Annotated in this window: 9 protein-coding genes; 1 reads left to right on the top strand and 8 read right to left on the bottom strand. The window is 39.2% G+C overall.

The window, feature by feature from the left end; all coding sequences use genetic code 11:
• The 3 genes from PVV57_RS05465 to PVV57_RS05455 all read right to left on the bottom strand — a co-directional run.
• The coding region (locus PVV57_RS05465) for a ParB/RepB/Spo0J family partition protein (protein WP_273783615.1) at positions 1-950 on the bottom strand (950 nt) is incomplete at its 3' end.
• Positions 950-1,348 (bottom strand): hypothetical protein, encoded by a 399-nt coding sequence (locus PVV57_RS05460; protein WP_273783613.1) that lies wholly within the window; start codon positions 1,346-1,348, stop codon positions 950-952. The genes PVV57_RS05460 and PVV57_RS05465, both read right to left, overlap by 1 nt.
• Before the next feature lie 173 nt (positions 1,349-1,521).
• Entirely contained in the window at positions 1,522-1,827 is a 306-nt protein-coding gene (locus PVV57_RS05455) for a helix-turn-helix transcriptional regulator (protein WP_273783612.1), read from the bottom strand.
• A 151-nt stretch (positions 1,828-1,978) separates the two neighbouring features.
• Between PVV57_RS05455 and PVV57_RS05450 the strand changes: the two genes are divergently transcribed.
• Positions 1,979-2,509 carry a helix-turn-helix transcriptional regulator gene (locus PVV57_RS05450; RefSeq protein WP_273783609.1) on the top strand — a complete coding sequence of 177 codons (531 nt, stop codon included), beginning with the start codon at positions 1,979-1,981 and terminating at the stop codon, positions 2,507-2,509.
• 672 nt (positions 2,510-3,181) lie between these two features.
• Here PVV57_RS05450 and mfd read toward each other — a convergent pair.
• From mfd to proS, 5 genes are all read right to left on the bottom strand, one after another.
• Positions 3,182-6,682 carry a transcription-repair coupling factor gene (gene mfd / locus PVV57_RS05445; RefSeq protein ID WP_273718323.1) on the bottom strand — a complete coding sequence of 1,167 codons (3,501 nt, stop codon included), beginning with the start codon at positions 6,680-6,682 and terminating at the stop codon, positions 3,182-3,184.
• 5 nt (positions 6,683-6,687) lie between these two features.
• Positions 6,688-6,975: a succinate dehydrogenase assembly factor 2 gene (locus tag PVV57_RS05440; RefSeq protein WP_273718321.1), complete on the bottom strand. Its 288-nt coding sequence runs from the start codon at positions 6,973-6,975 to the stop codon at positions 6,688-6,690.
• 65 nt (positions 6,976-7,040) lie between these two features.
• Positions 7,041-7,721: an ABC transporter ATP-binding protein gene (locus PVV57_RS05435; RefSeq protein ID WP_273718319.1), complete on the bottom strand. Its 681-nt coding sequence runs from the start codon at positions 7,719-7,721 to the stop codon at positions 7,041-7,043.
• Positions 7,721-8,989 (bottom strand): lipoprotein-releasing ABC transporter permease subunit, encoded by a 1,269-nt coding sequence (locus PVV57_RS05430; protein WP_273718318.1) that lies wholly within the window; start codon positions 8,987-8,989, stop codon positions 7,721-7,723. Before PVV57_RS05430 ends, PVV57_RS05435 begins: the two co-directional genes overlap by 1 nt.
• 11 nt (positions 8,990-9,000) lie before the next feature.
• Positions 9,001-10,326, bottom strand: a complete 1,326-nt coding sequence (gene proS / locus PVV57_RS05425) for a proline--tRNA ligase (RefSeq protein WP_273718316.1) — start codon at positions 10,324-10,326, stop codon at positions 9,001-9,003.
• Positions 10,327-10,351 lie beyond the last annotated feature (25 nt).

Genomic DNA, 10,351 nt, shown 5'->3' with positions numbered 1-10,351 from the left:
GCTCTCTGCCACACCCCTAATAACTGCGCAAAAATCCGTTCCTGCTCATTAATTTGCGGAGGCGTATTAATCCCATTGACCAAATCAACAGCCCGCCGTAAATCCCCCTCAACCTGTTGCAAAGCAATTGCCACCCGCCGTTGCGCAACCGGCTCCATCTTCGCTAATTTCAACAACTGCGCTTGATTATCCGCCAATGCCGTGCCACGCAAAACAGACCGCAACTCCGGCTGTAAATGCTGGGAAATGCGATTGAGGAGTTTCACCGATTCCTTCGATAAACCAATGCGATCTGCCACATGTTTGGCAAAGTGCAAACTTTGCACTTTGCCATTTAAGTCACCACCATTTGGCAAAGGGTCAACTTGCACCTTTGCCACTTTGTCCCCTTCACACCCAGTTTCATTATGCTCTGAAGAACTATCTTTTGGCAAAGGGACAACTTGTCCCTTTGCCACTTCGTCTCCTTCACACCCAGTTTCATGGTGCTCTGAAGAACCATCATTTGGCAAAGGGTAAACTTTACCCTTTGCCACTTTGTCCTTTGTATATTGATTACCATGATCACCGCCACGTTGAATCTCCCCATACTTCTTTTCCCACAATTCGCGGTAAGTCTGGACAAAAAGCGCGCGGTCAATAACAGACAATTCATTGCGAAAGAGGTTTTCAGCCACTTCTAAAAGCGCGGCATTGTCCTTATCAGCCTGCACCACAACCGCATCAATGTCACTATAGCCCAAAAGCTCAGCAGCACGAAGCCGATGCGCACCAGCAATAAGTGTGTAATTGCCCTCTTTCGCATTGGGCGTATGGCGCACCGTAATAGGGTTCATCAACCCCTCCCGCGCCATTGATTGTGCAAGTGCCTTAGCATGCTCATCATCTACAGGGCGTATACGCTCCGGCACCACAATCACATCAAGAGCAAGCTTTTGAAACTGTGCCATCACGCCCCCACCTTTCTGATCTCTTTAAAGAACAAATCCATCGCACGCCCTGCCCATCTTCGATAAGCTTTCGCAAAAACGGGTTCTTCCAAACGCCGGTTAATCACTTGTAAAGCAAGAAAGATAGCAGTCTGCTTCCGTACTTGCATGGCAACAATACGCCGCCGCGGCACCTCAAATTGATAATGCAAAATATGAATCGCAATCTGCCGTGCTAATATCGCATCAAATAAGCCATGCGGGGGATCAATAACATACCGGATCGGTATATGTCGAAAGCCTCCACTCACTGCTTTTAAAGAACAGGAAAGCATCATTTGTAATCGCTCAGCTTCTGAATAAGGATTAAAAATTTCTCTTTTTGCCTCTGGCATCCATAAATTATAAGCTGCAACCATAACCATCCCCTAATCGCCAAAACCAACCCGTCCAAACGGCTGTTCCATGATGCAACTCTATGCAATTTATCTTGCCCATTTCGTATTGATCTTTAGACATTGATAAACCTCTTTATCTTATGGTATCTAAATGCATGGCAAATGCGCAAAAACGCAAAGCCGTGTAACAAAGCTCAAGCGGCATTTCCGCGCAAAGTAGAATGCGCACGCGAATCTGTATTGGCATGTTTTGCTGCTTTAAAAATGCGACGGCGACTTTTGGGGTAGCGGTCACTAAACACCTGCTCGACGGGCAAACCGATAAAATCGGCAATAGCACGTTCAGCTTTCTCGTTAGACCGTGTCCAGATATGTTGAACACTGGATGACGAGAGTTGATAAGCTTTCGCGAGCTCCGCCAAGGTCATATTACGGCGGCGTAGCTCAGCTAAAATACTATGGCGATCCCATACTTGAATGCATGTTTGGGTGGTTGTCATAAACTTCGCTCCTGCTTCAAACGGATGCTCAAACCATCCGTTTTTTGTGGGGTTAATTGTAAAATATCTGCCCTCTATATCGGGCGGTAATAACAGTTAAAACCATTTTACGGGTTTGTCAACCCGAAAAATGGTCTTAATGGGTATTTTTTTGGCACGTTTAGAAACAGAACCTAAAACACCATTGGCAAAACGCCTACGTGAAATAAGACGAATCCTCGGAAACGAAGAACGTGGTGCTTTTGCCAAATCTCTTAATTTGGCAAAAAATACGCTTGCAAATTATGAGCTTGGCATAAATGAGCCACCAGCATCTATCGCAATTGCCTATCATAAAATTTATGGCGTAGACTTTCATTGGCTTCTCACTGGAGAAGGCGAAATGTTTAGTGACATGGTAAAAGCGAAAGCATCAGGTTTTAAACCACAAACTATCCCTGCTGGATTGATGAAAAAGCTTGGTCGCATAGCTTACACAACCTATCGCGATGCAAATATAAAACTCCCCCCTGAAGATATAGCGGAATTAGCGGCAGAGCTTTGTATAAAGTTGCAAGAGCTTGTTCAAGACATCAACGACATGGAAGAAGTCGAAGCGACTTTCCCTCTTCTAAAATTGCATTTAAAGCGTCAAATAGAGGCTGAAAGAGTACATCTAGAAACTACACAAAATACGGCTTAATGCCCCTTTAATATGAAAAATCGATATGAAAATCTTTTTACATTAAAAAAATAATATAACCATTTGATTAATAAGTATATATTGCCTCTAAAAATAGATAATCATCAATAGGTGAAAATCTTTTTTGGTTTTTTGGTTATTTTTGGCTGATTTTGGAATCAATTGAACTTTTGGAGTGATTTTTTTCACAGGGTCTTCAAAGGCGGTTTTCTGGGCTTTCACAGACTTTTCAAAATTTTTCACAGGGTTTTCAAAGACCTTTCAAAGCCTTCTCTCATTTTTACCTTTAAAACGCACTTTTTTCTGATTTTAGCTCTTTTTTACAATTTTAGGTGTCAAAATCTATTTTGACAAAACACGCATTTAATGGTAAAAAATAACCATAAAAACAACAAATTACCACGTATTCCTACCTAATCCCACCTAATCCCACTTAGTACAAAACCTACTGTCAAACTACACCTATGCAAATGCTATTATTGTAGTTGTGCAATCTAAGCTATTTTTCTTATTATATCAATACGTGTTATAATAAAAACTCCAAATCAATATGCAAGGGATTCTTTTACTATAAACTTAGATTTTATTCTTATAAACAAATCAATAAGTTGTTATTTTCATAGAATAATTTTATAAAAATAAGGAATAATTCTAAAAAGTAGAGAAACTGCTTTAAACAGAATGTTGTTCTGCCATTTCTACAAGCTGTGTCATAATCGTTGCTGCTCCAATAAGTCTTTCATCAACGGTAGTCCAATCCCGAATAAGAGCGATACTTTGATCTGGGCGAATTTTTGCCATTGAACCTTGTTTCCCCACCCACTGAACAAGAGCAATACTATTGGCGAAATAGTTATTGCGAAACTGTATGACTATACCTTTTGGTCCAGCATCCAATTTTTCTACATGTGCTTTTCGACACAAGGTTTTGATATGAAAAACTTTAAGGATGTGTTGAACTTCAAGGGGTAAAGGACCAAAGCGATCGATTAACTCGGCTGCAAACTCATTAATCTGTTCTAAATTCTCAAGTTCTGTCAAGCGTCGGTAAAGCCCCATACGTAATGATAAGTCAGGCACAAAACTTTCTGGAATCATCACGGTTGTAGCGAGTGAGATTTGAGGTGACCATTGCTTATCCTCTCTTAGCTCTCCATCTTTTAATTCAGCAACAGCTTCTTCAAGCATTTTTTGATAAAGTTCAAATCCAACTTCTTTGATATGTCCTGATTGTTCTTCACCTAAAAAATTACCTGAACCACGAATATCCATATCGTGACTTGCCAATTGAAACCCAGCCCCCAATGTATCAAGAGATTGTAATACTTTAAGACGACGATCAGCCGCAGGTGTTAAAACTTTACCAGAAGGAAACGTAAAGAGTGCATAAGCACGTTGTTTTGAGCGCCCTACCCTCCCTCGTAACTGGTAGAGTGCTGAAAGACCAAACATCTCAGCGCGATGCACAATTAATGTATTGGCTGTTGGAATATCAAGACCGGATTCAATAATGGTTGTCGATAGCAAAACATCATATTGCCCATCGTAAAATGCATTCATAATATCATCAAGTTGTCCAGCCGGCATTTGTCCATGAGCCACAACAAATTTAAGTTCTGGAACATGTGTTTTGAGATATTCTTCTACAAAAGCTAGATCAGAAATACGAGGACAAACATAGAAACTTTGTCCACCACGATAATATTCTCGAAGCAAAGTTTCGCGTATAACAAGTGCATCAAATGGTGAAATAAAAGTACGAACTGCCATTCTATCAATGGGTGGAGTAGTAATTAATGAAAGTTCACGGACTCCTGATAATGCTAATCCTAAAGTTCGTGGTATGGGGGTTGCTGAAAGTGTAAGAACGTGAATATCACTTTTAAGCTCTTTTAAACGCTCTTTGTGTTTTACACCAAAATGTTGCTCCTCATCAATGATAAGAAGGCCTAAGCGTAAAAAATTGACTGCACCACTTAATAATGCATGGGTTCCAATGACGATATCGATTGTACCATCTGAAATACCTTTTTTAACTTGTGCAAGTTCTTTCCCTTTCACAAGCCTTGAAGCGTGACCAATTTTAACCGGTAATCCTTGAAAACGAGAAATAAACGTCTTGTAATGTTGACGTGAAAGTAAAGTTGTCGGTACAACAATAGCAACTTGATATCCATTTAATGCTGCAACAAAAGCACTTCGAATAGCCACTTCGGTTTTTCCAAAGCCAACATCACCGCATATCAAGCGATCCATCGGCTTTCCTGAGGCTAAATCATCCAAAACGGCATCAATAGCGTTCATTTGATCTTCTGTTTCTTCATAAGGAAAGCATGCAACAAACTCATCAAATAGTCCAACTGGTGGAAGTAAAGCAGGCGCAGTACAGGTTGCACGCTCCGCAGCTATACGGATTAATTGCCCTGCCATTTCTAATAAATGTTTTTTAAGCCGAGCTTTACGTGCTTGCCAAGCAACACCCCCTAATTTATCTAAAGTTACCTCTGTTCCTTCTGAGCCATAACGTGAGAGAAGCTCAATATTTTCAACAGGTAAAAAGAGTAAATCACCTCCAGCATATTTAATTTCAAGACAATCTCGCAAAATTCCAGTGGTTGTGATAGTTTTTAAACCAACAAATTGGCCAATACCGTGATCGATATGCACAACAATATCACCAGAATTTAAAGCAGAAATTTCAGAAATAAAATTTGTATTATTCTTACGCCGCTTTGGTGATCTTATGAAGCGATCGCCCAAAATATCTTGCTCTGCTATAATCGCTAAATCTTCAGCCTCAAAACCATGTTCTATCATGATAACAGCTGCTAATATGCGATCTCGTGGTGTTGCTTTGACAGTTTGCAAGGATTTTACAACATCTATTTTTTTCAATCCATGCTCGTCAAGGACTTGTACCAAACGATTAAGAGATCCTTCACTCCAACACGCTAAAAGTACTTTTTTGCCAGCAGCGCGTAAAGATACGATATGATCAATAACACTTGAAAAAACATTTTTTTCTTGCGCATTACGCTCTTTTACAAAATCATATCCTTGCTTAACATTAGTGTGAATAACTGTTTGTTCCAAACTTTGTGGAATATTAAAAGGCGAAAAATCAATACGCTGTGAAGATTGTTGCACACATTCCAAAACACGCTTTGGCGTTAAATAGAGAAGACTAGGATCTATCGGGTGGTAAGAAGTCGTATTTTCTTTATCATTTTCGCGCTCTTTACGCGCGTTATAATAGTCTTTAATAAGGCGATAGCGTTCAATGAAGACTTCTTCTATGAGATGTTCAAAAACAAGCGGTAAATTGCCACAATGGTCAAAAAAAGTATCAAGGTTTTCATAAAAAAATGGGAGCCAATGTTCCATACCAGCGAAACGCCGACCTTGAGCAATTGCTTCATAAAGCATGTTATTTTTTTGTGATACACCAAATGTACGGGTATAATTGCTTTTAAAACGATTGATGCATTCAGCTGTCAAAACAACTTCGCTCATTGCCTGTAATAAAAGTTCAGTTTTTTGGCGTATTGTCCTTTGACTTTCTGGATCAAATACGCGGATGCTTTCTAAGGTATCTCCAAAAAAATCAAGACGTAAAGGTTCAATATCCATAGGAGAAAAGATATCAAGTATTCCTCCTCTTACAGCGAACTCACCAACATCACGAACAACCGTAACGCGTTCAAAACCATTGGTTTCTAGGAATTGAATTAAATGCCCCATGTTATGTCGCTGGCCAACATGTGCGTGAATAAGCTGAGCTTCTATCATTTCACGGGGAGGCAACTTTTGCATAATTGCATTTGCTGTTGTTAATATAATTGCAGGATGTGGATTTTGACGTAAATTGGCCATGCGTGCCAATGCTGATAGGCGACGTGCCATAATAGCAATTCCTGGTGACACGCGATCATAGGGTAAACAATCCCATGCAGGAAATTGAAGTACGGGCAAATTGGGCTCAATAAAATTTAAAACTTGTTGTAAATGCGCAATTTTTGTTCCGTCTCGAACAACATAGATAAGTGGTTTACCTTGTGCAATTTCTGAACTTAATTTAGCAAGAGCAAAGGCTTCAAATCCATCAGTAACGCCATCAAAAATCATATGAACAGAACTATTTTGGGGAATAACAATTTTTTTAAATATAGGCATCGAAATCAATAAGTTAAGTAAGTATGATAATTGGCAATATCACGAAAAAGTGGACTATCAATTTCAGAGGGTGGTAAAATTTCTCCGGTAATCCATGCGAGTAAGTCGCGATCATCAAAAGACATAATATACTCAAGTTCAGAGAGCGTTTTATCATTCATCCCAGTGATATGAGCATCAACATAATGTCCAAAAATGAGATCCATTTCACGAATACCACGATGCCATGCACGAAAAATCAACCGACGACGACGCGCATCCAATTGATTTTTGTCGTTGACAAAAACTGTCATAAAAAGTCTCCTTGAATAAAGTAATATAAACCATTCAATTAGTCGTATAAATTTGTACCTTGCCTTTAAGGAAGTTCAATAATCTTCTGTTCTTTAAGTGTGATTCGACGATGCATTTGCTTCGCCAAAGCATAATTATGTGTTGCAATAAGAGCAGAAAGACCAGACTGTCGAACAAGGACAGATAAAGCTTGAAAGACATAAGCTGAAGTTACGGGATCAAGATTTCCTGTAGGTTCATCAGCCAAAAGAACCGAAGGACCATTTGCTACGGCACGTGCAATAGCAACACGTTGTTGCTCTCCTCCCGATAACTCTGAGGGACGATGGTTAGCACGATGAGAAATGCGCAGATACGTCAATAATTTACGCGCACGATCTTCTGCGATGGACTTTTTAAATCCTGCTATCATTTGCGGTATCATGACATTTTCTAAAGCCGTGAACTCTGGAAGCAAATGATGAAATTGATAGACAAAACCAATATCATTTCGTCTAATAGCTGTTCGCTCACTATCAGAGCGCTTTGCACAAGAAACCCCCCGTAATATCACATCACCAGCTGTTGGTTTTTCTAATAACCCTGCAATATGAAGAAGTGTTGATTTTCCAGCACCAGATGGCGCGACAAGGGCAACAAGCTCTCCACGATTAAGAATAAAATTTGCTTTATCTAAAACAATGAGCGGCTTATGACTCTCAAAAAAGCGTCTTTCAATCTCTACAAGCTCTAAAATCGCTGTCATTATTCATACCTCAAGGCTTGTACGGGATCTAGCTTAGCGGCGCGCCATGCCGGAATGAAAGCCGCAATAAATGACAAGAATAAAGCCATGATAGCAACCAAAACAGTTTGTTTCCATTCAATTTGTGCAGGCAATTTTGTTAAAAAATAAAGTTGAGGATTAAAAACATCGACATTAAATAACCAAGATATAAAGTCTTGGATATGATTAATATTCGCGGTTGCGATAATACCTAAAATTAAGCCCAATATCGTTCCAATAAAACCAATCATCATTCCTGTGATGATAAATATACGCAAAATAGCACTCTGTTGAGCACCCATCGTGCGTAAAATTGCGATATCATGACTTTTATCTTTTACAAGCATAATAAGGCCTGAAATAATATTTAAAGCAGCAACAAGAACAATCAGAGAAAGAATGAAAAACATGACATTCCTTTCAATCTGTAAGGCTGAAAAAAAGGCCTGATTGCGTGTACGCCAATCAATTAAATAGACTTGTTGATCAACTGCTTTTTCTACAACGGGTTTTATTTGATCAACAGCATCAGGATCGTTTAGAAATAATTCTAAAGACTGTACCTTATCTCCCAAATTAAAAAACATTTGTGCTTCATGGAGAGGCATAAAAACAAATATTGAATCATATTCAGACATACCAACTTCAAAAATAGCAACGACTTTATAAGCTTTTACACGTGGTGTAACACCAAAAGGAGTCTCATCACCATCGGGGGTAATAATACGGAGATCTCTCCCAACTGTAAGCCCCAATTTTTCTGCTAAGCCACTTCCAATTGCAACACCTTCTTCTTGATCAAACCGAGAAATCGATCCTAATTTAATATTTTGAGAGACTGTTTTAAGTTTTTCTAGATCTTGTTTGCGCATACCGCGAACTAAAGCGCCAGAACCCCCTTGAACTTCACCTTGAACAAGCGCTTGACCTTCAATAACAGGCAAAGCAAACTTCACTCCATTTTTAGATTCTAAAGAAGAAATAAGAGTCCTATAATCAGAAAAACCAGAATCAACGGTTTGAACAATAAGATGCCCATTCATACCAAGAATACGATTGAGAAGTTCTGTACGAAAGCCATTCATCACCGACATAACAACAACCAGAGCGAATACGCCCAACATAATCCCAATAAGAGAAATAATTGAAATAACAGATGCAACGACATGCTTTTTATTGGGAATCATATAACGAAAAGCAATCATCCACTCATACGATGAAAACCATTTATTTTTCAGCCTCTTCATAACATTTCCTATTAAAGTATAGAAAGTTGGCTGAGTACATCTTCAACCTTTAGAGATTTTTTTACGCCTGTTTTTCGATCTTTAATTTCAACTTCATTTTGTGCAATGCTGTTAGGACCAATAATGATTTGCGTGGGCAAGCCAATCAAATCCATTGTTGCAAATTTTGATCCAGGACGTTCATTTCTATCATCTAATAATGGATCAAAACCAGCATCCTTTAATCCCTGATAGAGAAACTCACATGCCTTTGTACAGTTTTCATCATCGGGTTTCATATTGATAATCCCAAAATCGAACGGTGCCATCGACTTTGGCCAAACAATCCCCTTTTCATCATGAGAAGCCTCAATAGCGGCCGCAACAAGACGTGAAGGTCCAATCCCATAAGATCCCATAGAGACCACATGCTCTTTTCCATCTTGTCCCATAACTTTTGCCCCCATTGGGGCAGAATATTTAGTACCAAAGTGGAAAATATGCCCAACTTCAATACCACGCGCTGAAAGACGATTTTCTTCAGAAATTTTAGCCCACTCTTCTTCATCATGCATTTCTTCTGTCGCGGCATAAAAAGATGTCCATTGTTTAACAGTATCATCTAAAACAGCTTTATCACTAAAATCAATTGAACTGTTGGGAACGCTAAGTTCAAGAAATTGTCTATCACAGAAGATAGCGCTCTCTCCCGTTTCAGCCAAAATGATAAACTCATGGCTAAGTTCTCCCCCTATTGGACCTGTATCTGCACGCATGGGAATGGCTTTTAAGCCGAGGCGAGAAAAAGTGCGTAAATAAGCCACAAACATACGATTATAAGATGTTTTAGAGCCTTCATAATCAAGATCAAAAGAATAAGCATCTTTCATTAAAAATTCTCGTGCCCGCATCACACCAAAACGTGGGCGAATTTCATCACGAAATTTCCATTGAATATGATACAAATTAAGCGGAAGATCTTTATAAGAACGAACATAGGAGCGAAAAATATCTGTCACCATCTCTTCATTGGTCGGACCATAAAGTAAATCACGCTTTTGACGATCTTTAATGCGGAGCATTTCCAAACCGTAATCATCATAACGACCGCTTTCACGCCAAAGATCAGTGGATTGAATTGTAGGCATCAATATTTCTATTGCACCCGCACGTTCTTGCTCTTCACGAATAATTTTACAAACTTTATCAAGCACTTTTTTTCCCAAAGGAAGCCAAGAATAAATCCCTGATGTTTGTTGTCGAATCATCCCAGCACGCAACATGAAACGATGAGAAACAATTTCTGCTTCTTTAGGATTCTCTTTTAAAAGAGGAAGGAAATATTGAGAAAGACGCATTGAAATAATTAACTCCTACACAGAT

The sequence above is a fragment of the Bartonella sp. AU15XJBT genome, from assembly GCF_028618615.1.
Classification (GTDB): domain Bacteria; phylum Pseudomonadota; class Alphaproteobacteria; order Rhizobiales; family Rhizobiaceae; genus Bartonella.
The sequence above is the reverse complement of the archived record's forward strand: the minus strand, read 5'-3'. Positions and strand labels throughout refer to the sequence as shown.

Bases quoted from the DNA above. Each gene is read 5' to 3' on its own strand.
- PVV57_RS05455 (WP_273783612.1), bottom strand. From the start codon at position 1,827: ATGACAACCACCCAAACATGCATTCAAGTATGGGATCGCCATAGTATT.
- PVV57_RS05435 (WP_273718319.1), bottom strand. From the start codon at position 7,721: ATGACAGCGATTTTAGAGCTTGTAGAGATTGAAAGACGCTTTTTTGAG.
- PVV57_RS05440 (WP_273718321.1), bottom strand. From the start codon at position 6,975: ATGACAGTTTTTGTCAACGACAAAAATCAATTGGATGCGCGTCGTCGT.
- PVV57_RS05460 (WP_273783613.1), bottom strand. From the start codon at position 1,348: ATGGTTGCAGCTTATAATTTATGGATGCCAGAGGCAAAAAGAGAAATT.
- mfd (WP_273718323.1), bottom strand. From the start codon at position 6,682: ATGCCTATATTTAAAAAAATTGTTATTCCCCAAAATAGTTCTGTTCAT.
- proS (WP_273718316.1), bottom strand. From the start codon at position 10,326: ATGCGTCTTTCTCAATATTTCCTTCCTCTTTTAAAAGAGAATCCTAAA.
- PVV57_RS05430 (WP_273718318.1), bottom strand. From the start codon at position 8,989: ATGAAGAGGCTGAAAAATAAATGGTTTTCATCGTATGAGTGGATGATT.